Origin of the sequence: Amycolatopsis oliviviridis, assembly GCF_014654365.1 — a bacterium.
Lineage (GTDB): Bacteria > Actinomycetota > Actinomycetes > Mycobacteriales > Pseudonocardiaceae > Amycolatopsis > Amycolatopsis oliviviridis.
Window position 1 is genome coordinate 982,056 of record NZ_BNAY01000001.1, and the last position, 22,755, is coordinate 1,004,810.

The window sequence follows — 22,755 nt, forward strand, 5'->3', positions numbered from 1 at the left end:
GAGCCAAGCCATGCCCGAGTACCTGAGCCCCGGCGTCTACGTCGAAGAGGTCGACGCGGGGCCGCGGCCGATCGCGGGGGTGAGCACCAGCACGGCGGGCATGGTCGGGGTCACCCAGCGCGGCCCGACCACCGGGAAACCGAAGCTGGTCACGAACTTCCTCGAATTCCAGACCACTTTCGGCGGTTTCCTGCCCGAGCCGCCACCGGCGATCCGGGACGCCTGGGCCGAGAACCCGACCGAAGGGGGCCGCTGGTGGCTGTTCCCGTTGGCGGTCAAGGGCTTCTTCGACAACGGCGGTCAGCGTCTCTACGTCAAGCGGGTCTTCAGCCGCGGCGCGCAGGCCGCCTCCGGCACCCTCGGCTCGGGCCTGGTCAGCCCGATCACCCAGGACGCCGCGGCCGGGGCCACCACCCTGCAGCTGGGCCACCTGGTCGGATTCACCGGCACGGACGACATCACCGTCTTCCGCGGCAGCGACAACGTCCCCATCGGCCCGGCCAAGATCACCGCTTACGACGTCACCACCGGGCGGGTCGTACTCAACACCGGCCTGCAAGCCGAGGTGAAGACGGCGCGCGGGGACTACGTCCAGAAGGGTGCCCGGGACGCCACGCCGAGCCTGCGTTTCTCCGCGTCGAGTCCCGGTTCGTGGGGCAAGGGGGCGCAGGTCCGGATCTCGCCGGCGGTCAGCGCCTCGCTCCCGGTCCTGCCCGACCCGAACGAGGGTCCGTTGTTCGTCACCGCGCTCGCCGCCGACGCGGCCAAGGACGCCGTGTCGATCGAGGTCAACGAGGTGACCGGGCTCGACCCGGATCCGCTGCCGGACGACGTGTGGGTCCTGATCAACGAGCGGCGGTTCAAGGTCACCGTCGCGCAGCCCGCCAACGGCCGGGTGACGCTCACCTTCCCGGCCGGTACCGCGCACGCGCCGTGGAAGACCGGTCTCACCGTGCGCCGGGTCCGCCGGGCCGGCGCCGGTGCCGGCCGCGAGCTGCGGATCAGCGGCTCCAGCCGGCTCTACGCCGGTGCGGTCACCCAGCTCGACACGGGCGACAAGCTGACCCCTCTGCACGTCGTGAGCATCGGGTCCGACGACGTCGTCACCTTCGACGCGAACACGCCGGACCTGGTCTTCGAAACGGCGAGGCTCCAGCTGATCGAGTCCACTGTGGACACGCGATTCGCCGACCCCGGCGGTGGTTCGGTGACCGAGACGTTCCGCAACCTGCGCCTCACCGGCGACGGGCCCGGGACCGTGGTCGGCACCTTGGCGAGCCGGTCGCAGCTGGTTCTGGCGACCACGCTGACCGGGCTCAGCACCGATCCGGCCAAGTTCCCCACTCCCGGGAAGGGTTCCTGGCTGCCCCTCGCCGACGACGGCGACGACGCGTACGGCGGCCTCACGGTCGGGGACTTCGTCGGCACGGACGGCGGCAGCGGCAAGCGCACCGGCATCGTCGCACTGGAGGACATCGACGAGATCTCGATCTGCGCCGTGCCCGGTGTGTGGTCCGGCACCGTCGAGTCGGCGCTCGTCACGCACTGCGAGCAGCTCAAGGACCGGTTCGCCGTCCTCGATCCGAAGGACGGCCTCGACATCGAGGGCATCCAGACGTTCCGTGAGCCGTTCGACACCAAGTACGCCGCGCTGTACTACCCGTGGCTGGTCGTCAACGACCCTTCCACCAACCAGTTCGTCGAAGCGCCCCCGTCGGGGCACATGGCCGGGATCTACGCCCGCACCGACACGGAACGCGGCGTCCACAAGGCGCCGGCCAACGCGGTCATCCGCGGTATCCGGACGCCTGGCGGGATCGCGCAGGACGTCGCCAAACGGCAGCAGGACCTGTTGAACCCCAAGGGGATCAACGCCCTGCGGTTCTTCCCGAACCTGGGCCAGCGGGTGTGGGGCGCGCGCACGCTGTCGTCGGACTCCTCGTGGAAGTACATCAACGTGCGGCGGCTGTTCCTGTTCCTGGAGGAGTCGATCGACGAGGGCACGCAGTGGGTCGTGTTCGAGCCGAACGACGAGGCGCTGTGGGCGCTGGTGCGGCAGACCGTCACGAACTTCCTCACCACCGTCTGGCGGAGCGGGGCGCTCTTCGGCGCCACGGCGGACGAAGCGTTCTTCGTGCGCTGTGACCGCTCCACGATGACCGACGACGACATCGCCAACGGCAGGCTCATCTGCGTGATCGGGGTGGCGCCCGTGTTCCCGGCGGAGTTCGTGATCTTCCGGATCCAGCAGAAGACCCGCGAGCCCGAGCTCGTCTAGTTGAAAGGCAGAAGAAATGCCACCAGTGACGCGGGACGACCCGTATGCCGCGTATAACTTCCTCGTCATCGTGACCAACGTCAGCGACGACGGCGTCGCGGTGAGCGGGTCGTTCACCGAAGTCAGCGGACTGGACGTCGAGTTGCCCCCGATCGAGTACCGCACCGGCAGCGAGGACATCACGGTCCGCAAGCTCGTGGGGCTCAAGAAGTTCCCGAGCGCGCTGACGTTGAAGCGCGGGGTCACCGGCCACGTCGGCTTCTGGAACTGGGTGAAGGAGTCGCTCGACGGCAAGGTGCGGCGCACGTCCGGTTCGATCATCATGCTCGACGAGAACCGCCAGGAGGTCATGCGCTGGAACTTCGACCGGGCCTGGCCGACGAAGTACACCGGACCGTCGTTCAACGCGACCAAGAACGAGATCGCCATGGAGACGCTCGTACTGGCCGTCGAGAGCCTCCTGATCGACGCATGAGCGGGCACCGATGACCAGCGCTGCGCTTCCCGGCGTCTCCCTGACCTTCGAGCGAGCGGCCGACGACGACGAGCCGCTGCGCACGGACGTGGCCGTGTTCCTCGGCCGCACCCGGCGTGGCCCGGTCGGCGTGCCCGTCCGCGTCGGGAGCTGGAACGACGTCGTGGGCACTTTCGGACCTCCGGACGGCACGTCGGCGACGCCGTACGCGCTGCGCGGGTTCTTCGAGAACCAGGGGCGTACGGCGTGGGTGCTGCGGGTGGCGGGGCCGTCCGCGACCGCGAGTGCACTGTGGACGGACAGCTTCCGCGTGGTGGCGGCGAGTCCAGGTTCCTGGGCGAACGGCGGCCGGGTCACCGTGCTGTACCGGAAGAGCAGCGTGGCGGGCCTGCCGACGGTCACCGTGCGGGTGCTCGTGCCAGGGGAGCCCGCGGAGACCTTCGCCGGTATGGCTCCCGGTGAGGTCGCCGACCGGCTCACCGCTTCCCGGCTCATCCGGGTGGTACCGGTGGGCACGGCGGACCCGATCCCACCGGACGCGCCGATCTCGATGTCCTGGGAGCTGACGCTCACCGGTGGCACCGACAGTCCGCCGGGGCGGGCCGACTACGCGTCCGCGGTGGCGGCGCAGGCAGAGTTGCCGGAACCGGCGCTGGTGGCGCTGCCGGATCTCGGTACGGATCTGACCGGTGACGACCACCGCGTACTCGTGCTGGACCTGCTGGGCGTCGTGGCGCCGCTGCTGGACCGGCTTATACTGCTCGACGCGCCCCCGGATCTGTCCACAGTGGACGAGGTCGCCGGATGGGTGAACGCGCTGACAGGCCTGGGCGACGAGGTACTGCTCGCGGCGGCGGCGGTGTACCACCCGCCGCTGCGCGCGCCGGAACTCGCGGGCACCGGGTTGCGGACCGTCCCGGCTTCGGGGCACGTCGCGGGTTTGGTCGCGAGGCTCGACGCCGAGCGCGGCGCCGCGTACACCCCGGCGAACGCCACGTTGCTGGACGCCGTCGACCTCGACGTCGAGTACCCGGAAGCACAGCAGGTCCGGCTGTTCGAGGCGAACGTCGACCTGGTGCGCTGCCTGCGCGGTCGCGGTCTGGTGGTGTGGGGCGGGCGGACGCTGTCCGGCGATCCACGTCGCCGGTACGTCGCCCATCGCCGGTTGCTCCATCTCCTGGTCCGGGCGATCCGGCGGGCCGCCGCTCCGCTGGTGTTCGAGGTGAACTCGCCGGAGCTGCGGCTGGCGCTCGTCCGCGCGATCACGTCGGTCCTGCTGGAGGCGTTCCGGACCGGAGCGCTCGCCGGCAGCCGGCCGGAGGACGCGTTCCGGGTGGTGTGCGACGAGACCACCAACCCGCCTGAACAGGACCCCGGCCAGGTCGTGTGCGAGATCGAGGTGGCGCCGGCCGTGCCCATGGAGTTCATCGCGCTGCGGCTCGTGCTCGGTCAGGACCGCGGACTGGAGGTGATCGAACAGTGACGACTCCGGCCGACCAGCTGCTCGCGGTGAACGAGCCGCTGCCCAAGTTCCGGTTCATCGTGACCTTGTCCCCGGCGGACGTGTACCTGCCGCCGGCGCAGGCACTGCTGCTGCAGGTGGTGGCGTCGGGTGCCTTCCAGGAGGTGACCGGCCTGGGAGCGCAGCTGGAGGTCGTGACCTACCCGGAGGGCGGCCGCAACGACGCGGTGCACCGGCTCCCGCTGCGCCACTCATGGAACCCGATCACCCTCAAACGCGGCGTGGTGCGCGATCGACTGCTGTGGTCCTGGTACGAGACCGGTCTGCACGATTCCCTGGGCGCCCGCCGGGACGGCGCGCTGATCATGCTCGACGAAGCCGGGATCCCCGCGAAGTCCTGGATCTTCCACGGCGGGTTGGCCGCCAAGTGGAGCGGGCCGGATCTGCACGCGGAACAGAACGCGGTCGCCATCGAGTCCTTGGAAATCGCCCACGAACGCCTGACGGCCGTCCTCTAGGAGACACGAGCGTGCCCAAGAACCTGATCATCCACAACCTCGAAGTGCGGTTCCAGGTGGAAGGCGACGACAAAGGCGTGTTCACGAGCCTATTCAACAAGCACATCCAGGCGTGGGCACGGCTGTACGAGGACGAATGCGCGAGGGCCGAGCGCAGCGACAACGACCGCAAGCTCGGGGATTCGGGAGGCCACCGGTGAGTGTCACGCCGTTCTCGGCGGTGAGCCAGGGCGCCGAGGCACACCTGGAGATCGACCGTCCGCCCAACCGGACGCCCCAGGTGATCCCGCTGCGGTTCAACCCGACCGAGTACAAGCTGAGCAAGAGCAACACCTTCGCCGAGATCACCATCCCCGGACTGGAGACGCCCCCGATCCAGTTCATCCGCGGCGGAACCGAAACGCTCTCGCTCCAGGCCCTGGTCGACACCTCGGACACGCTGAACGACGTCCGGACGGCCTATGTGGACGCGATCCGCGACCTCATGCGGGTCGACAACACCGAGCACGCGCCGCCGATCGTCCGGTTCCACTGGAACGGGCCCGTGTTCAAGGGCGTGCTGGAGAAGCTGGACGTGAACTACGTGCTGTTCGCCAAGAACGGCGTGCCGCTGCGGGCACAGCTGGACATCACGCTGAAGGAATACCGCTTGGCGAAGGACCAGGCCGTGGACCCGCCACGTTCGTCGCCGACGGTGGAGAAGAGCTACGTGGTACGCCGGGGGGACACGTGGGACCGCATCTCCGTCGCCGTGTACCGACGGCCGGACGCGTGGCGGGAACTGGCGCGTGCCAACGGGATCTCCGATCCCCGGGACCTGCGACCGGGGCTGGTGCTGACCGTGCCCCGGCTGCCGTGAGCGGGGGTGTGCGATGACAGCGCCCGCGGGCACCCGGCCCGAGATCGCCGACCCGGACGGCTACGCCCCCGAGTTCGAAGTGGTCGTCGAGGGTCTCCAGGCCGATCCGTCGACCAAGAACGACATCCTCGACATCAAGGTGCACCGCGACATCGACGAGATGTCCGGCTTCGATCTGGAGCTGAACAACTGGGACGACGTCACGCTCAAGTTCAAGCACAGCGACTCGGACAAGCTGCGGATCGGTGCGCGGGTATCCGTCCGCCTGGGCTACGCGGACAAGCTGCTGACCGTCGGCACGGGGACGATCAGTTCGCTCGCCCCGAAGTTCCCCGACGGCGGTTCGCCGACGGTCTCCATCACCTGCGTGGACGGGATGCTCGCGCTCAAGGACCGCAAGCCCACCAAGGAAGAGGACAAGAACTTCGTCCGGAAGACCGACTGGGAGATCGCCGAACAGATCGCCCGGCGCAACCATCTGGCGGTCAAGACAACCCGCGAGGGACCGCGACACGACCTCGTGGTGCAGAAGAACCAGACCGACGCGCAGTTCCTGATGGAACGGGCGAAGCGGATCGACTTCGACTGCTACATCCTGCCGGATCCGAAAACGGGCGAGCAGACGCTCTATTTCGTCAAACCGACCGACGGCCGGGACAGCCGCCCGATCCGGCTGTTCCGCCTCGCCTACAGCCCCGGGCTTGCCACCGGCCCCAGCGGGCAGCCGCCGGGCCTGGTGCCGAACCTTCTCGACTTCACGCCGACCCTGACTGTGTCCAATCAGGTCAGCAAGCTCACCGTGCATGGCTGGGATCCGGTGAAGGCGCAACCGATCGAGTACGTCGCGACGTCGGACGACCTGCCCGGTGGCCAGAACGCGGCCGACGGGCAGAGCGGGCCGAAGGCGGCGGAAAGCGCCGCGGGCGGACGTCAAGAGGTGATCGTGGACGCTCCGGTCCTCAACCAGGAGGAGGCCAAGGAACTGGCCATCGCGCTGTTGCGGGAGCGGGCGTACGAGTTCATCACCGCGACCGGCCGGGTGGCCGGGCTGCCGGAGCTGCGGCCGGGGGACAACCTGGAGATCTTCGGGCTCGGCAAGCGGTTCTCCGGCACCTACTTCGTCAAGCGGGTCGAGCACACGCTCAACACCAGCGGCTTCTTCACCACGTTCACCGGCCGGAGGATATTTCAGGGGGCTAAGCGATGACTGCCATGCCGCGCTCGATGTCGAGCGATCAGCGCTACTACGGCGTCGCACCGGCCGAGGTCGTCCAGAACGACGGGGACGACGAGGGCCGGGTCAAGGTCAAGTACTACTGGCTGGACGGCGGCGCGTCCATCAGCCCGTGGATCCGGGTCAGCCAGCTCTACGCCGGTGGCGGCTATGGCTCGGTGTTCGTGCCCGAGGTCGGTGACGAGGTGCTGGTCGCTTTCTTCCAGGGCGACATGCGGCAGCCGTACGTGCTCGGCGGTCTCTACAACGGCAAGAAGAAGCCGCCGACCGCGCACAACGAAGGTCGCGACCAGAAGGTCATCCGTACCAAGGCCGGCCACCGGATCCTCTTCGACGACAAGGCGAAGGAGATCACGATCAACACCTCGTCGGGCGCGAAGGTGGTGCTGAAGGACAGCGGGGAGATCACGGTCGAGGCCAAGACGGTGACCGTGAAATCGAGCGGCATCGACCTCGGCGGTGGCTCGACCGAGCCCGTCGTACTCGGCAACGCGCTCTTGCAGGCGTTCATCCAGCACACCCATCCGGCTCCGGGCGGCGTCACCGGTCCCGCGTCGCCCCTGCCGCCGTCCGTGCTCGCGAAGAAGGTGAAGGCGACGTGACCGAACCCTTCCTCGGCACCGGCTGGCGGTTCCCGATCCTGCCCGACGAGGCGGGCCGTCTCGCCTACGCCGTCGGCGAGACCAGCATCGAGCACTGCCTGCGCGCGCTGCTGCTCACCGCCACGGGCGAACGCGTGATGCGGCCGGACCTCGGAACCAGGGTGAGCGAGTCGGTGTTCGCGCCTGGCAGCGCGCAGAACCTGCGCGAGCTCGAACGGTCGATCGCCGAAGCGGTGCGAACCTTCGAACCGCGTGTGGAACTGGCGAGTGTGCTGGCCGAGACCGACCCGGCCGACGAATCCCGGGTCACGGTCTCGGTCGAGTACCGGATCCGGCGCACCAACACCAAGGCCAACCTGGTCTTCCCGTTCTACCTCGGCCTGACGGGAACCACGCCATGACCGTTCCGGTGCCGAAGCTCGACGACCTGACCTGGGCCGATCTGATGTCGGCCGTCACCCGCCGCATCCCGGCCGAATCCGACGGCACGTGGACGCTGCACGCGCCCGTCGACCCCGGTATCACCCTGCTGGAGCTGTTCGCCTACCTGCTGGAGCAACGGCTCTACTGGCTCGACCAAGCCCCGGACGAACTCGTCGTCGCGATCCTGAACCTGCTGGACCTGGAACCGCCGCGGCCCGCGAAGCCGGCATCGACCGTTCTCGCGTTGACCACGGACGAGGAAACACCGATAGGGGTCCCTTCAGGGAGCGTTCTTGCCCGCGATCCGGCCGCGGCCATCAGGTTCACCCTCGACGACGACGTGATCGTCTTCCCGCTGGCGGGTGAGGCGACGGTGTTCACCGACCGCGACCGCACGGCGGATCTGGCGGCCCGTCGCGGGGTTCCGCTGCTGGGCAGCGACGGATCCGCCGCTTCGGCTCGATTCACCCTGCCGTTCACCGGCGAGTACTCCACGTCCGACCGGCTGTCCCTGTTGTTCGAGCTCGACTCGCCCGTGCCACCTTCCTGGTCGTCATCGGCCGTCGGGGACATCCATCCGCCTGCCGAGCTCACCTGGTCCTGGTTCCGGCCCGACACGGAGATTTCGGGCGCCTTCGAAGAAGTCCAGGACGGGACCGGCGGGCTGCGGCGGTCCGGGGTGGTGCGCCTGCGGCCACCGGCCGGATGGTCCACAGTGGACTGTGGGCTGATCGTGTCCACCACGGCCGCGACCTACGCGTCGCCGCCGCGGCTGCTGGGGCTGGCGGTCAACGTGTCGGCGGCCCGGCACCTCGAAAAGCGCACGGTGACCGACCTGGGAGACCAGACCCGGCACTGGCTGAAGCTGCCCGGTCAGCGACTCGTCCTGCCCGATGCCGCCGACCGGTTGCTCACCGCGGCCTTACGGCTCGCCGGTGAGGACTGGAAACCGGTGCCGGACTTCACCTTCGGCACCTCTCGGGACCGGGTCTTCCTGCTGGACCGGGACGACGGCGCGCTCGTTTTCGGCGACGGGCTCACCGGCCGGATCCCTCGTCCGACCGAGGACGTGGAGGTCACGTACACCATCGGCGGCGGTCGCGACGGCAACGGCGGACTGACCGCCAACTGGTTTCCCGCGGACATCGCGTTGCCGGTGCGCGCCGCGAACCTCGCCCAGGCCGAGGGCGGCGCGGACCCGGAGACGGTGGCGCAGGCACGGGACCGGGCCGCGGGCGCGCTCGGCGAGGTGACCAGGGCCGTCACCCCCGACGACTACGTCACCCTCGCGGTGACGACTCCCGGCGTCGCGGTCGGCCGGGCCCACGCCTCGGTCGGCGAACACCCGGGTTTCCCTTGTGCGCTCGTGCCCGGAGCCGTTTCTGTGCACGTCGTCCCGTCCGTGCCGCGCGTGGACTTCGCGGCCCCGGATTTCGTCGCGGCGCCGGTACCGGACCCGGGCATGCTGCACGCCGTCGCACGACGGCTCGGCAAGACCCGCCTGCTCACGGCCGAGGTCTTCGTACGCGCACCCGCGTATCGGGAGGTCCGGCTGCGGGTCGACCTGTCCGGCGCTCCCGCGGACCGCGTCAAGGTGTCCACTGTGGTCGGTGAGGCATTGCGCCGGTTCCTCGATCCGCTGCTCGGCGGCGACGACGGGACGGGCTGGCCGTTCGGTGAGGCGCTGCGGCCGTCGGCGTTGCTGCTGGCCGCGCAGGAGGCGCTCGGCGACCTGGCGGACGTCGCCGCCGTCGCGATCGGCATCGACGGCGCGGATCCGGCGGAGACCTGTGACGACGTACCCCTGCGAGCGGGCGAACTGCCTGTGGTGCGGGAGATCCGCACCCGCGTCGTACCCGCGCCGGAGCCGGGGGAGGGCTTGCTGTGACCGACGTCTGGTGGGCGCGCGATTCGGGAGAAGAAGCGCACATGGTCCCTGGTCCAGGGCCGTCCGGGGTCCAGCCGGAGCTCGTCGACGCGACGAGAGAGGCGGTCCGCAAGGCGGTACGCGGCCGCATCCCGGGCTATACGCCGGATTGGACCAACCCCGACCGGCAGGACGCCGGTGTCGCCTTGGTGCGCCTCTTCGGCACGCAGGCCGAACCCGTGCTCATCCGGGTCAACCGGCTGCCGGAAAAGATCCTCGCCGAGCACCTGAACACCGCGGGCGTCCGTCGTCGGCCGGCTACCGCGGCCTCCGCGCTGCTGGAGTTCACGGTGAACCCGCCCGACGGTGCGTCGGTACTCGTCCCCGCCGGTTTCCAAGCCGCCGCGACCGGCACCGACGGCGACATCGTCTACGAGACCGACCGGGATCTCTACGCGACTCCCGCCACCCTGGCCGCGATCGCGGTGCAGAGGGGCGGTGCGCTCGAACCGATACCGCTGGGGCCGAACGGACCTGGCCGACCGTTCCCGCCGTTCGGGACCGAGCCCCAGCCGGGCAACGCGCTGTGGCTGGGCTTGGACGGCATCGCGAGCCCGTACCCGTCCCTGTCGCTGGGGTTCGTGGTGGCGGCCGCACCGCCGGTTCCCGCGGCCGCCGGTGGCGTCATCCCGACGCCGGCCCAGCCGTTGCTGCGCTGGGACGTGCTGGACGGCGGCCGGTTCCGGCCCGCCGAGGTCGTCCGCGACGAGACGGCCGGGTTGCGGTCGAGCGGCACGATCGAGCTGCGGCCGCCCCGGACGTGGGCGCCCGGCCGCCCGCCGACCGCGCGGCCCGGCCCGGCGTTGCGGTGGCTGCGGCTGCAGGTCGTGCAGGGGCTTTTCGAGGTCCCACCGCCGCTCGTGTCGGGACTGCGGTCGAACATGGTCGCCGCCACCGCCGCCCGCACGATCTTCGACGAGCCCCTGGAGCCGATCCAGGACCCCGGGACGCCGAGCGAGCGGCGGCAGCTGCGGCTGAGCCAGGTCCCGATCCTCGCCGGCAGTGTCGTGATCGAGGTCGACGACGACCCCGGGATCGACCTCTTCGGAACGACCGAGGAGAGCACATCGCCGTGGCAAGAGGTGCCGAGCCTGGCCGGCTACGGCCCGGCCGACCGGGTGTTCGTCGTCGACTACGACACCGGCGTGGTCACCTTCGGCGACGGCGTGAACGGCGCGCCCGTGCCGCCGGGCTTCCGCAACGTGCGTGCCGTGCGGTACCGGGTCGGTGGTGGCGCCGCGGGTGCGGTGGCGGCCGGTGCGGTCAACGGCGTCGTCACCGCGCGGCCGTTCGTGACCGGGGTGAACAACCCGTTCCCCGCCAGTGGCGGCGCCGACGCCGAGCCGGACGAGGAAGTGACGCGGCGCGGCGTCGAGGAACTGCGCTCCCGCGGCCGGGCCGTCGCACCCGCCGACTACGGCCTGCTGGCGCTCCGCGCGCCGGGCGCCTCGATCGCCCGCGCGCACGGCGTGCCGGGTCTGCATCCGGATTTCCCCGGCACGCCCATCCCCGGTGTCGTCGGAGTCCTCGTGGTGCCGCCGATCGACGACGGCGCCACCGAATCGCCGGTGCCGTCCGCGGCCACGCTGCGCGCGGTGGCCGACTTCCTCGCCAACGAGGTCGCGCCCGCCGGGATCACCGTGGTCACCGGCCCGGTCGCGTACCGGCGGATCGGCGTCGAAGCACGGGTGGTCCTCGACCCCGGACAGGACCGGGCGACCGTCCTCGCGCGGGCGGCGGACGCGGTGACCACCTACCTGGACCCGTTGCGGGGCGGGGAGAACGGCGGGGGCTGGCCGTTCGGCGGCGCGGTGCGGCACACGCCGCTCGTGCGGCGGTTGCTGGCCGTGGACGGCGTCTTCGCCGTGTCCGGGCTCTCGCTCACCGCCGACGGAGTGCGGCTGCCACCGTGCACCGATCACGCGATCCCGCCGAACGACCTGATCTGGCCGGAGCGGCCGCTGCTGATCCCGGTGGAGGAGTCCTCATGACGTGCGCCCCCACGAACGTCACGTTCCGGCTCCTCGACGACGTCGTCGGGTGGGACGAGGCCACCGTGACCGACGTCGTCGGGTTCGCCGACCCGGCGGGCGTCCGCCTGGCCCATCCCGGCTCGTCGCCGGAAGGGCCGACACGGACCGAACTGCTGCCGTGGTTCCCCGACCCGCGCCTGGCACCCGGCTGCCGTCCGTGCGCGTGGTACCTGCTGTCCGGCGATCAGGTGCTGAGCCGGGACACCTGCGCCGGCGACTGGTCGCCGCTCTGGCCCCCGCACTGCGACCCCCGGCTGCTGCGCGCCCCGACCGCCGTGGCCTCGCGCGGGCACCGGATCGCGGTGGTCGACTCCGGCCGGGTCTTCCTCTGGCGTAACGAAGGCGACCAGCTGACGGCGGTGATCCGGCTCCGGCAAGCCGAGATCGTCGCGCTCGCCCAAGACGAGCAGGCGCTCGTCTCGCGGGCCGGTAGCGACCGGATCCGGCGGTACGGCCCGGACGGGCGGCTGTGCGAGGTCATCAGGACAGGCGTCGGCGGCGAGATCATCGGGATCCGCACCGGACCCGGGCGCACCATCTGGCTGCTGACCGAGGAAGACGGCCTGCTCCGGATCTTCCGCGGCGGGCACCGGTTCCGGGAGTCCACAGTGGACGAGCTGGCCGCGGCGCTGCCGCCGAGCAGCCTCGTCGCGGCGGACGACGACGGTTTCTGCCTGCGGGAAAAGGGGCCGGACGGCGACGTGACCTCCTGCTACGACTGGGAAGGACAGCCGCGCGAGGCTCCGGCGCCGGAGACCGGCCAGTACGTCACGCGGGGCGAGTTCGCCACGAAGCTGATCGACAGCGGCATCTCACGCTGTCGCTGGCACCGGGTGCGCGTGGACGCGGACGTACCGGCGGGCACGGCGGTCTCCGTCGCGATCGTGGTGTCCGAGGACGGCCAATTCGCCGAAAGTGACTGGCAGACCGTGGCAGCCGGTGTCACCGACTTCCTCGTGGACCAGCCACCCGGCCGCTACCTCACGGCTCGTGTGCGGCTGTCCGGGGACTCGTCTTCGACGCCGGTGCTGAACCGGATCCGGCTCGACTTCCCCCGGTCCACCAGCGCGGATCTGCTGCCCGCGGCGTTCCGGCAGGATCCGGCCGCGGACGACTTCACCGAGCGGTTCCTGACCCTGTTCGACGCCTCCACCGCCGAGATCGACCGGGTCATCGAGCGCTATCCCGCGCTGCTCGACCCGGCAGGTGTGCCGGACGGGGCACTGCCGTGGCTGGCCGGGCTGCTCGGTTTGGCGTTCGAGGCCGGCTGGGACGCGAAGACACGCCGGGAGCTCATCGCGGCGGCGCCGGGCCTTTACCGGCGGCGCGGCACGCCTTGCGCGCTCGCCGAGGCGATCACCATCGTCTTCGGCGTCGAGCCGGTGATCGACGAGCTGGCAGGCGACCGCCACTGGGCGCAGGTGCGCGCGACAGCGACGCCGTCGACAGCCCGCGGCCTCGGCTCCGTGCGGCTGTTCGGCCGGTCGTCGTCGAGGCTGAGGTTGGACACCTCGGCACTGGGCGCGGCGCCGCTGCGGGCATACGGCGATCCGGACACCGACCCCCTCACCGAGCACGCCCACCGGTTCCGGGTCCTGCTGCCCGCCGGGACGGCCGACGAGGACGCGTTGCGGCGGTTGGTGGTCCGGCAGGCGCCCGCGCACACGCGCGGGTCGGTGCGCGCCGCCGGATCCGGTTTCGTGGTCGGCTTCCGCTCGACGGTCGGGGTGGACACCGCGTTCGTCCCGCTGCCGCCGCCCGTGGTGGGCGGGGTGCGCCTGAACCACGACGGAGTACTGAGGCCCGGGCCACGAGGCGCCCGCCACGGGGTGAGCGTCGGCGTGATGTCCGCGGTCGGGGTCCACACGCGAGTGTCTTGAGAGGACAGAAGAGAGATGACCGAGGCAACGTCACAGCCGGCCCCCCAGACGTCAGAGCACGAGGGAACCGGGCAAGCGCCCTTCCGCAGGCTGCGGTACTTCACCGGCCAGCTGCTCTCCGCCCGCGACTTCCAGCGAGAGCAGGAGTACTTCCGCGAGAAGCTGAAGCTGCGGATGCGCTGCCTGCTCGGCTACGGCGTGGTGTGCGGACTGCTCGTGGAGCCCGCTCCGGTGGATGAGGGGAAGACCGAGGACGACAAGGGACACCAGGCCAAGGTCCGCATCGCCGCCGGGCTCGGCATCGACTGCGACGGCAACGAGGTGCTCGTCCCCGGCACCTGCGTCATCGACCTGGCGGACGCGCTGCACGAGGAGGAACGCACCGGCGGCAAGACGGTGTGGGTCGGCGTCGAGTACTGCGAACGCGCCGTCGAGCCGACCAGGACCGTCTTCAATTCCGCGTGCGCGGACACCTCGGACTGCGATTTCGGCTACACGGAAGAAAGTTACGTCGTCCGGGTCACCACCAAGACGCCGCCGAAGGACGACCGCTGCGAGACGTGCTGCATCCGGTGCGAGCACAAGGTCCTGTGGCTGGCCAGGATCGACGACGTCGACTTCGCCAAGCCGGTCCGGAAAGAGCAGATCCACCTGAACGTCCGCCGCTTCTTCGGCACGCGCGTGCCGACGGTGATCACCGGCGTCAACTGGCGGCACGGCCACACGTACACGGTGGACCAAGCGAAGGAACTGCTGGGCACGCAGAAGAACACGGGCGGGCTCGTCGTCGAGTTCTCCGACGACGTCCGCGTCGACAGCCTGCGCCGTGGAGTGGTGGACATCCAGGTGATCGAAGGCGGCGCCGGCCGCAACGCCGGCACCTGGCACATGGGCGGCAAGTTCGAGGAGCCGACCGGCGGCGAGTTCACCCGGCGCTTCCGGTACCGGCAGACGACCCGTGAGTCCCTGCAGGACGGAGACCAGGTGCACATCACGGTCCGCGCGGCGTTCCTGCTCGACCGCTGCTGCCGACCGGTCGACGGCACCAACGTCGGCGGCCGGGTCCCGTTCACCGGCGGCAAGCCGAAGGGCGAGACGGACACCGACCACGACCACCACCCGAAGCCCGAGCCCGACCCGACCGGCTGCCTGGTGCCGCCGTCGGGCATCGGGCCGTGGACGTCCGGCACCGGCGCGGGTGGCGACGTCTTCGAGAGCTGGTTCTTCATCACCGAGGAGCGTTCATGAGCACGTCTGATTGCGGGTGCGGCTGCGGCGGGGCGTCCGCCTTCCCCGCCGCGTTCGTCCGGCCGCGATTCTTCACGGGGCAACTGCTCACGGAGGACGACCTCACCCTGCTGACCGACTACGTGGCGGGCAAGGACAGGCTGCACAACAGGACGCTGTCCGGCCCGGGTGTCGTGTGCGGTCTGGAGGTGTTCTGCGACTCCTGCCCCGGCGGGACGGTCAGCGTGCGCCCCGGACACGCCCTCGACTGCTGCGGCAACGACATCGTGCTGTCCTGCAAGGAGAAGGTCGACGTGGCCGCGCTCGTGCGGGAACTGCGGGTGACCTCGCCCGGAGTCCACTGCGGCGATCCGTGCGACGACGACCAGCGCCATTTCGGGCTGTTCGTGCGGTACGAGGAGACCATGGCCGACCCGGTCGCGCCGTACGCCACCGAGGAGCCGTGCCCGACGCCGGGCTGCGCGCCGTCACGCGTCCAGGAGGGTTTCCGGTTCGTCGTCAAATGCGACACCGGCGACGACCACCGGTACAACCCCGCCACCAAGCTGCTGGCGCAGATCGGCGACAAGGACGCGTACGAACAGATCGTCCTGCTGAGCAGACGGCTCGCGCAGTACCTGGACCCGATGTCCGTCGCCGGCGGCTTCTCCAACCGGACGATCCAGTTCGACGAGGCCGACGCCGCCCGCTACGCCGACAATCTCCGTCTGCTGCGTGAAAGCGGCGAAGGAGTGCCGAAGCCGCCTGCGGCCCGGCAGCAGACCGAGTACGTCCGGGCGCTGGCCGGCGCGATCGCGCGGTACGACACCTATGACACGGCAGGGCAGAAGGCACTGCAGGACAAGTTCGGGCTGAAAGAGATCGACGACGCCAGAAAGGTGCTCGGCACGGCCTGCGACCGCCTGGCCGGGACGAAACCCGAGGAAGTGTGGCCGGAACCGGCGCACCGGGAGGTCGCGCTGGCCGTCGTCGCTGAGGCGAAGAGCCGGGTCGCGACACCGGATCCGAACGCTCCCATCGAGGTCCGTCTCGTCGCCCAGGGCACGCCGGTGAACAACGTGCTGGAGGCGAGGTTCCGGGCCGACCTCGTGCGGATCCGGGAATGGCTGCTGGGCAGGCTCGATCGGGTGCCCGGCGTCTCCGACTGCCGGCTGCACGACGACGTCCGGACAGTCGCCATCCCGCAGCCGCTGCCCGTCCCGGAACCGGATCCCGCCAAACACCTGTCGGTCACGGACCTGGGGTTGCTCACTACCGCCGCCGGGAAGCTGACCACGTACGTGCAGCGTTTCGTCACCGACGCGGCGTGCTCGACGCTGAACCCGCCCTGCGTCGAGTGCGCGGACAACGACGTGCTGCTCGCGCATCTGGAGCTGGACGGCTGTGACGTCGTGCGCGTCTGCTCGGCGACTCGTGAACAGGTGCTTCCGGGTGGCTCGGCGTACGGCGAATGGCTGCCGAAGCTCTACCAGTTGCGCCATCTCGCCGAGAAGGTGTGTTGTCAGCCGACTCCGGTGTACAAGCCGCCGGATGTGCCCGAGTCGGGGCCGATCCCGCGCCCGTACGTGCCCAAGCTGCTCGAGGAGTGGGGCGGCCGGAGTCCGCTGGAGCGCATGTGGAACCTCCTGGTGACACCGGCGCCGGGGGAGACCGTGCCGAAACCGGTCCGCGAGCAGGTGTACACGGTGCCCGCCGAGGTGACGGACAGCCTGCAGGAGATGAACGCGCTGCGCGCGCAGGTGAGCGACCTGATCGCGACGGTGGAGTCGTTGCGCGGGCGGCTGGACACCGCGTCGGAGCAGGTTTCGCAGGTGCGGGAGGAACTGCCGGAACGACTGTCCGATCGGTTGTCCGACCTCGAAAGCGCACCGGAACCGGAGGCCGAGGAGAAACCGCCCGCGAAACGCAGCCGGTCGACGTCGAGCCGGACGAGCGGTTCCACCCGCAAGCCGCGATCGGGTGAGTCGTCGTGACCGGTCCGCTGCGCCCGGAGTTCCACGAGGGGCAGGTGCTCGCGTCGGCGGACCTGGCGGCGACGGTCTCGTATGCCCGCGCGACCGCCCTCCGGCACGCGCGTCTCGCGCACGATTGGGGTATCGCTGACGGACTCGCCATGACGACCGAGAACCGGACCGACCCCACGACGGGAGCGCGATACGTCGAGGTCAGCGTCCAGGCCGGGCTGGCGGTCGACGGGACGGGCCGGGAGATCGTGGTGCCGTCGCCGGTCGTGTTGTCGGAGGCGGACTTCGCGGCCGTCAACGGCGCGGACCGCCCGACGACCGAGCCGTATCCGGTGTTCCTCACCGCCGTGGACCGGGCACAGCAGACGACCGGCCCGGCGTCGTGCGCCGGCTCCACCGGGCCGACTCGCGTGGAGGAGTCGTACCAGATCCTCTACCGGCGGCTGGGCGACGAGCGGCTCGTGGCCGACCAGCAGCCGCCCGCGGTGAACGCCGCCCCGGCCGCACCACCCGCGCTGTGGCTGGTCCTGCTGGGTTTCGTCCAGTGGACCGAGGGCCACTTCACGGCGGTGTTCCCGACGGCCCGGAAAGTCGGCCTGCGGTACCTCGGGGTGCGTGCGGACACCGTGTCGGCCCGATCGGGCTCGCTGTCGTTGCGGACCCAGCCGGAGCCCGGTGAGGGAAAGCCCGCGCTGGTGCTGTCCGGAACGGACGCGCCGACGTTGATCTACGGGCTGTACAAGGGAACCGGTGAGGTCGACCCGCTGCTGACGGTGGAGTCCAACGGCAACCTGACCATCGCCGGGAGCTTCTCCGGCCAGATCTCCGCGGGCAGCGTGCTGGTGACCTCCGGCAGCGCGACGGACGGGATGGTGCTGCCGTTGCCGTCCGGCGTGACGCCTGAAGAGGTCACTGACGGCAGGGTGTCCTTGCACATCTTGGTGACCCCGAGGATCCCGCCGTCCACCAAAGGGCTCACGGTTCCGGCGGAGGCCACTGTGGACGATCAGCGGCGCGTCCGGTGCCGCCTGCGGTTCTACGACCCCGCCACCGGTTCGGCGACCGTGACGGAACGGTCGGGCGCGGTCGACTTCCTGGTGCTCGCGACGGTCGCGGCGACGAGTGGAGGGTGAGGATGAGCGTCTTCGCGGTGTACGAGTCGAGCACCGGCAACGTGGTCGGCGCGGCCAAGGCGATCGGCGTCCCGGTGCCGACGGCGCAGGCGCTGGTCGGCGACGCGCTGCCGGTGCGGCTCTCGCTCGGCACGGGCGAGGTGGTGACCTTGTCCTTACTGGGCAGGGAACTCGCCGTGCACGAGGCCGACGATCAGCCGGAGGTGTTCGTCGAGCCGCTGGCCTACGGTGTCACGCGAGTACCGGGCCAGCCTGCCAAACCAGCGCTGGCGAAACTGCCGCTGCTGCCCGACGCGCCCACGTTCGACACCGCCGGGCTGCTCGTCAAGCTGCCGACGAATCCGCCTCAGAACACGGCCGTGTTCGCGCTGGTCTCCGAAGGGAAGGAGACGCTGCCGGTGACCGGGACCATCACGAAGGACACGGACCACGTGTCGTTACCGGTCACGGTGACGCCGGGAGCGCATGCCGTTCTCCTGCTGGTGGCGGGCTGGGCGGGCCGCCTGGAGGAGGTCAAGAAGCCTTGACCGCACCGACCGTCGGCGAGATCACCGTGCGCCAGTGTGTCGTGCGGGTGGTCCGGCGTGGCGGGTGGAGCTGGGGTCCCGACCCGCGGGGTCTCGTCCAGCGGGTTCTCGACGCGCTGCCGGACCTGTTGGCCACCGAGTTCGACGAGTACCTGACCGGCGACGGCCCGGACCTGGAGATCACCGAGCCGGTGCGCTTGACGGTCCGGCCCGTCCCGCTCGCGGGAAATGGGCGGGTTTCGGCAGGTCTCGTCTTCGAACGGGCGACGACGGGTGGCGGTGACCCGGTCCCCGCACCGGTTCCCCTGCCGATCGGTGCCGAGACCGACGCCTCACTGTCCACAACGGACACTGTGGGTGAGCCGTCGACCTCCGTCATCTCCGGCCCGGTGGAGAGCCCGGAGCCGTCGGCGCCCACGTTGTTCGAGGAGCTGGCCGCGCGGGACGAACTGGTCGCGTTGCTCGCTCTGCTCCCCGATGAGACCGCGTGGGCGTATCTGGCCGCGTTGGCCGGAGAGCCGGCGGTCCCGGCCACGGCGGATCCGCTCGCCGGACCGGCCGCCGAGGCGGTGTCCGCGCTGGTCCGACGGCTGTCGCTGCCGCAGCGGCCGTCGACTCGCGCGGAGCTCGCCGAGTTGGTGAGCTTCCTGCCCGCGGTACCGCCGTCGACGTCTGTCAGGGAGGAGACCTTCGAGGGCACGCTCCTGACCGCCATACCGAGATCGGCGGGGGAGACGACGGTCGGTCCCGTGCTCCCGTTCCTGCTGGCCGGGCCCCTTGCCAGAACCGGCTACCTGGACGCGATCGGCCCGGCGCTGTCGGGTGTGGGCCTGGCCGGGCACACCTCGCTGTTCGCCGCCGCCCTGGCGCACAAGGTCCTGGGGCGAACACCGGAGGCGAACACCGCGGCCGCACTGTTCGCCGGCCTGGAGACGGTACCGGACCTCACCGGCTTCGCCCGCCAGAGTCGGCTCGCGCTGCCGGTCCTGGACGGCGTGCTGGCGCTGTCCTTGTGCCGGGGCCATGACCCGGCCGACCCGCTGCTCGTCACCGGCGTGGACGACGGTCTGCTGCTGGTCGACGCCCAAGGCCTGTTCCCGATCGCATGGGCCCCCGCCGTGGAAGGCCTGATACCGCACTGGACGGCGTGCGGCAGGCCGCCGGTTCTGGTCCGCGGCAGCCCGCTCCCGCCGACCTGCCTGCGCGACCTGACCTCGGCGGGCGTCCGCTTCATCACGGATGCCCGTCCCCTGCGCGACGATCCCCTGACCCGCCTGCCCGGTCGGAGTCCACTGTGGACGACCGGGGGAGTCGAATCCCGGCTGGCCGCGGAACTTCACACTGGCCACCTGGACGAACTCGTGCGGGCGCTGTTCGTTCCCCGGCTGCCGGACCGCGAGCTGGAGCGCACGGCGGCGTTGGCCGCGTCGCTGGCCCTGGGCATGATCGCCTGGCAGCTGTGGCGGGAACGCGAGACCCCGCACCCGGTCCTCGCCCTGACGAGATTCGCCGACTTGGAGGGCACGATCCGGTTCACTCGCGACACGGTGCACGTGAAGCTCCCGTTGGGCCGCCGTCACACGGATCTGTGGCGGGGTGGAGCTCTCGCCGACGTCCCGAACGTGGTCTGGCTGGCCGGCCGGACCCTGACCTTCTCCGGTGGCTGAGGTGGGCGGGCTGGCGGTGGAGCACCTCCGGGTGCGCCTGGCGGAACTGCACCAGGCGCTACGCGGCGCCGTCGCGCGCCAGTCCGAGGCCGCGGCGCTGCTGACCCGCCCGGACCTGACCCCGTTCTGCGTGACGGACGAGCAGGTCGACGCGCTGCTGGATCGGGTCGACGCGTTCACCGAGGCGATGACCGAGCCACCGTCCGCGCCTCGCCGGGACCCGGACTCCGAGCAGCACCTCCGGCGCCTGGCCGCGTCGCGCGGCGTGACGTTGCCGCTGGACGCCCTCGCCGCCCGCTATGGCCTGTCCCGGGTCGAGCAGGACGCGATGCTCCTGGTGGCCGCGCCGGAGCTCGATCCGGGGTACGAGCGGGTTTACGCGTACGTGGTGGACAACCTGAACCGGCGTTCGCCGTGTGTCGAGCTGCTGGTCACGGTGGCCGCGGAGAGCCCGGCGGACCGCCTCGCCCTGCGACGCACGCTGGGCAGCACGGGGACGTTGCGCCGCTACGGCTTGCTGCGAGCGTACGGCGAGACACCGGCCGAACCGGCCCAGGAACTGGTCCTCGGCGACGGCGTGTTCGAGTACCTGATGGGCTGGGGCGGGGACGTCGGAACCCTCGGCCACGATCCCGGCGAGGTCACGCACCCGGACAGCCAGGTGGCGTCCCCGTACCTGCGGTCGGAGCGACTGACGAAACTCGGTCAGGCGCTGGGTGCCGGCGACCTGGACGTGGTCGGCCTCTGGGGATGCCCGCCCGACAGCCAGCTCGACGCCGCGCAAGCACTGGCGACAGCGGCCGGACGGCCGTTGCGCCGTCAAACCGAGGACCTGGCCCACGATCTGCGGACCGCTTCGGCCCTGGGCGCGGTCCTGTGGATCCAGACCGACGGTCGCCAGGCCCGGCTCGACGAGGTGCTGACGAGATCGAATGTGCCGCTGTGCCTCACCGGCACGAACCCCTCGCGCCCGCACGGTCTGCTGGCCGCTCGCACCTACGCGGAGGTGACGATCCCGAGCCCGGGCTTCCCGGAACGCCGGGCGATGTGGTCGTCGGCGTTCCCGGTGCTGCCTTCGGAGGCGCTGGAAGACTTCGCGGCCCGCTATCGCATGAGCGGTGGTGAACTCCGCGCGGTGGCGGCCGTCGCCGACGCGGACGCGCGCTTGTCCGGCAATGGCCATCCCGTCACCGAGCACGTGGAGCCCGCGATCGCCACGGTGGCCCGCGGCCGCACGAGCGGGGCGGTGCAGTCGATCCTCCCGCGGCGCACGCTGGACGACCTGGTGCTGCCGGACGCGCAGATGAGGCAGCTCACGGAGATCGCGTCGGCGTTCCGGGCATGGCCCCGGGTGGCGGAATCCTGGGGCTTCGCGCACAAGGCGACGGCAGGTGGGGTGAAGGCGCTGTTCACCGGCGAGCCGGGCACGGGCAAGACGATGTCGGCGGAGGTCGTCACCGGGATCCTGGGCCTGGAGCTGCTCAAGGTCGACCTGGCGCAGGTGGTGTCGAAATGGGTGGGGGAGACGGAGAAGAACATGGAGGAGGTGTTCCAGCAGGCGGAGGACAGCCACGCGGTACTGCTGTTCGACGAGGCGGACGCGCTCTTCGGCAAACGCGGCGAGGTCAAGCACGGGACGGACCGCTACGCCAATCTGGAGGTCGGCTATCTGTTGCAACGCCTGGAGGCCAGCGACGGACTGATCATCCTGACGAGCAACCTCAAGGAGAACATCGATCCGGCTTTCACCCGCCGGTTCCACTTCGTGGTCCATTTCCCCCGGCCGGGGATCGCCGAACGCAGGCGCCTGTGGCAGCTGGCGTTCCCTCCGGAAGCCCCGCTGGCCCCGGACGTGGACCTGGAGACGTTGTGCCGCCTGGACATGACCGGAGCGGGCATCACTTCGGCGGCCCGCACGGCGGCGTTGTCCGCCGCCGACGGCGACAGCCCCGCGATCGGCATGCGTCACGTGGTCCGGGGCGTTTCGCGGCAGTTCCACCGTGAGGCGCGCTTGTTCCGCCCGGCCGAGCTCGGCCGGTATGCTGAATTGCTGGCCGACAACGGAGAGCGCGATGCCTGAATTGATGCCCCCGCAGACGAAGCCCGCCATTCCGGTCACCGCCCAAGAGCTCCGCACCGCCGCGGCTTCGGATCGAGGCAAGAAGAAGCTGGTGCTGGTCCCGGCGGTCGTCGGGAACGCCCAAGCCGCCAAGACGGCGATGGACGGCAGCTCGAAGACGGTGCCGTCGCATGTCGCTTCGACGTTCGCCGCCGGTCAGGACCGGGTGGGGAACGCGGCCGTCGCGGGCGCCGCGATGCGCGTGGTCCCGATGACCCTGCCGAAGAAGGAAGCCTGTCCAGGCTGTTGACCGAGTTGCGGCTGCTTATGATCAGGTAAGCCCTCGCAGCGGCTTCGTATGAGCCGACCGTCACCGGGGCATCACACCCGGCCGAAGTACATGAAGGCCCCCTTCCTTGCGCCTGGCGCAAGGAAGGGGGCCTTCATGTACAGCAGGTGGGCAACG

Annotated in this window: 19 protein-coding genes; all 19 read left to right on the forward strand. The window is 70.7% G+C overall.

What is annotated here, in order from left to right:
- Window positions 1–10: 10 nt before the first annotated feature.
- From IE302_RS04150 to IE302_RS04240, 19 genes are read left to right on the forward strand one after another with little or no spacing between them, the layout of a single operon-like run.
- Window positions 11–2,278: a phage tail sheath family protein gene (locus tag IE302_RS04150; protein ID WP_191251863.1), complete on the forward strand. Its 2,268-nt coding sequence runs from the start codon at window positions 11–13 to the stop codon at window positions 2,276–2,278.
- Between the two features lie 16 nt (window positions 2,279–2,294).
- On the forward strand, window positions 2,295–2,753 hold the full coding sequence (locus IE302_RS04155; RefSeq protein WP_191251864.1) for a phage tail protein: 459 nt from the start codon (window positions 2,295–2,297) through the stop codon (window positions 2,751–2,753).
- Window positions 2,754–2,763: 10 nt separating this feature from the next.
- The gene (locus IE302_RS04160) at window positions 2,764–4,236 is read left to right on the forward strand and encodes a phage tail sheath family protein (protein WP_191251865.1); all 1,473 of its coding nucleotides are present in this window, start codon (window positions 2,764–2,766) and stop codon (window positions 4,234–4,236) included.
- Complete coding sequence (locus IE302_RS04165) at window positions 4,233–4,733, forward strand: phage tail protein (RefSeq protein WP_191251866.1); 501 nt, start codon at window positions 4,233–4,235, stop codon at window positions 4,731–4,733. Before IE302_RS04160 ends, IE302_RS04165 begins: the two co-directional genes overlap by 4 nt.
- Before the next feature lie 11 nt (window positions 4,734–4,744).
- On the forward strand, window positions 4,745–4,933 hold the full coding sequence (locus IE302_RS04170) for a putative phage tail protein (protein ID WP_191251867.1): 189 nt from the start codon (window positions 4,745–4,747) through the stop codon (window positions 4,931–4,933).
- Window positions 4,930–5,592 (forward strand): CIS tube protein, encoded by a 663-nt coding sequence (locus IE302_RS04175; RefSeq protein WP_191251868.1) that lies wholly within the window; start codon window positions 4,930–4,932, stop codon window positions 5,590–5,592. The genes IE302_RS04170 and IE302_RS04175 overlap by 4 nt, the downstream gene beginning before the upstream one ends.
- A gap of 13 nt (window positions 5,593–5,605) precedes the next feature.
- Window positions 5,606–6,799: a phage late control D family protein gene (locus IE302_RS04180; protein WP_191251869.1), complete on the forward strand. Its 1,194-nt coding sequence runs from the start codon at window positions 5,606–5,608 to the stop codon at window positions 6,797–6,799.
- A complete protein-coding gene (locus IE302_RS04185; protein ID WP_191251871.1) occupies window positions 6,796–7,428 on the forward strand; it encodes a phage baseplate assembly protein V in 633 nt (210 codons plus the stop codon). The genes IE302_RS04180 and IE302_RS04185 overlap by 4 nt, the downstream gene beginning before the upstream one ends.
- Window positions 7,425–7,829, forward strand: a complete 405-nt coding sequence (locus IE302_RS04190; RefSeq protein ID WP_191251872.1) for a GPW/gp25 family protein — start codon at window positions 7,425–7,427, stop codon at window positions 7,827–7,829. The genes IE302_RS04185 and IE302_RS04190 overlap by 4 nt, the downstream gene beginning before the upstream one ends.
- Window positions 7,826–9,739, forward strand: a complete 1,914-nt coding sequence (locus IE302_RS04195; RefSeq protein WP_191251874.1) for a baseplate J/gp47 family protein — start codon at window positions 7,826–7,828, stop codon at window positions 9,737–9,739. The genes IE302_RS04190 and IE302_RS04195 overlap by 4 nt, the downstream gene beginning before the upstream one ends.
- Window positions 9,740–9,780: 41 nt before the next feature.
- Window positions 9,781–11,769 carry a putative baseplate assembly protein gene (locus IE302_RS04200; RefSeq protein WP_229907582.1) on the forward strand — a complete coding sequence of 663 codons (1,989 nt, stop codon included), beginning with the start codon at window positions 9,781–9,783 and terminating at the stop codon, window positions 11,767–11,769.
- Window positions 11,766–13,691, forward strand: coding sequence for a phage tail protein (locus IE302_RS04205; protein WP_191251878.1), 1,926 nt, complete (start codon window positions 11,766–11,768; stop codon window positions 13,689–13,691). The genes IE302_RS04200 and IE302_RS04205 overlap by 4 nt, the downstream gene beginning before the upstream one ends.
- A 15-nt stretch (window positions 13,692–13,706) precedes the next feature.
- Window positions 13,707–14,939 carry a hypothetical protein gene (locus tag IE302_RS04210; RefSeq protein ID WP_191251880.1) on the forward strand — a complete coding sequence of 411 codons (1,233 nt, stop codon included), beginning with the start codon at window positions 13,707–13,709 and terminating at the stop codon, window positions 14,937–14,939.
- A complete protein-coding gene (locus IE302_RS04215) occupies window positions 14,936–16,912 on the forward strand; it encodes a coiled-coil domain-containing protein (protein ID WP_191251881.1) in 1,977 nt (658 codons plus the stop codon). Before IE302_RS04210 ends, IE302_RS04215 begins: the two co-directional genes overlap by 4 nt.
- Window positions 16,909–18,036, forward strand: a complete 1,128-nt coding sequence (locus tag IE302_RS04220) for a hypothetical protein (protein WP_191251883.1) — start codon at window positions 16,909–16,911, stop codon at window positions 18,034–18,036. The genes IE302_RS04215 and IE302_RS04220 overlap by 4 nt, the downstream gene beginning before the upstream one ends.
- Window positions 18,037–18,038: 2 nt before the next feature.
- Window positions 18,039–18,563, forward strand: coding sequence for a hypothetical protein (locus IE302_RS04225; RefSeq protein WP_191253180.1), 525 nt, complete (start codon window positions 18,039–18,041; stop codon window positions 18,561–18,563).
- Complete coding sequence (locus tag IE302_RS04230; RefSeq protein WP_229907583.1) at window positions 18,560–20,230, forward strand: hypothetical protein; 1,671 nt, start codon at window positions 18,560–18,562, stop codon at window positions 20,228–20,230. Before IE302_RS04225 ends, IE302_RS04230 begins: the two co-directional genes overlap by 4 nt.
- Window positions 20,223–22,310 (forward strand): ATP-binding protein, encoded by a 2,088-nt coding sequence (locus IE302_RS04235; protein WP_229907584.1) that lies wholly within the window; start codon window positions 20,223–20,225, stop codon window positions 22,308–22,310. Before IE302_RS04230 ends, IE302_RS04235 begins: the two co-directional genes overlap by 8 nt.
- Window positions 22,303–22,599 (forward strand): hypothetical protein, encoded by a 297-nt coding sequence (locus tag IE302_RS04240; protein ID WP_191251885.1) that lies wholly within the window; start codon window positions 22,303–22,305, stop codon window positions 22,597–22,599. The genes IE302_RS04235 and IE302_RS04240 overlap by 8 nt, the downstream gene beginning before the upstream one ends.
- Window positions 22,600–22,755: the final 156 nt, after the last annotated feature.

Excerpts from the sequence above, each read along its gene's own strand:
- IE302_RS04150 (WP_191251863.1), top strand. The coding sequence starts at position 11 with ATGCCCGAGTACCTGAGCCCCGGCGTCTACGTCGAAGAGGTCGACGCG.
- IE302_RS04155 (WP_191251864.1), top strand. The coding sequence starts at position 2,295 with ATGCCACCAGTGACGCGGGACGACCCGTATGCCGCGTATAACTTCCTC.
- IE302_RS04160 (WP_191251865.1), top strand. The coding sequence starts at position 2,764 with ATGACCAGCGCTGCGCTTCCCGGCGTCTCCCTGACCTTCGAGCGAGCG.
- IE302_RS04180 (WP_191251869.1), top strand. The coding sequence starts at position 5,606 with ATGACAGCGCCCGCGGGCACCCGGCCCGAGATCGCCGACCCGGACGGC.
- IE302_RS04185 (WP_191251871.1), top strand. The coding sequence starts at position 6,796 with ATGACTGCCATGCCGCGCTCGATGTCGAGCGATCAGCGCTACTACGGC.
- IE302_RS04195 (WP_191251874.1), top strand. The coding sequence starts at position 7,826 with ATGACCGTTCCGGTGCCGAAGCTCGACGACCTGACCTGGGCCGATCTG.
- IE302_RS04200 (WP_229907582.1), top strand. The coding sequence starts at position 9,781 with ATGGTCCCTGGTCCAGGGCCGTCCGGGGTCCAGCCGGAGCTCGTCGAC.
- IE302_RS04205 (WP_191251878.1), top strand. The coding sequence starts at position 11,766 with ATGACGTGCGCCCCCACGAACGTCACGTTCCGGCTCCTCGACGACGTC.
- IE302_RS04210 (WP_191251880.1), top strand. The coding sequence starts at position 13,707 with ATGACCGAGGCAACGTCACAGCCGGCCCCCCAGACGTCAGAGCACGAG.
- IE302_RS04215 (WP_191251881.1), top strand. The coding sequence starts at position 14,936 with ATGAGCACGTCTGATTGCGGGTGCGGCTGCGGCGGGGCGTCCGCCTTC.
- IE302_RS04225 (WP_191253180.1), top strand. The coding sequence starts at position 18,039 with ATGAGCGTCTTCGCGGTGTACGAGTCGAGCACCGGCAACGTGGTCGGC.
- IE302_RS04240 (WP_191251885.1), top strand. The coding sequence starts at position 22,303 with ATGCCTGAATTGATGCCCCCGCAGACGAAGCCCGCCATTCCGGTCACC.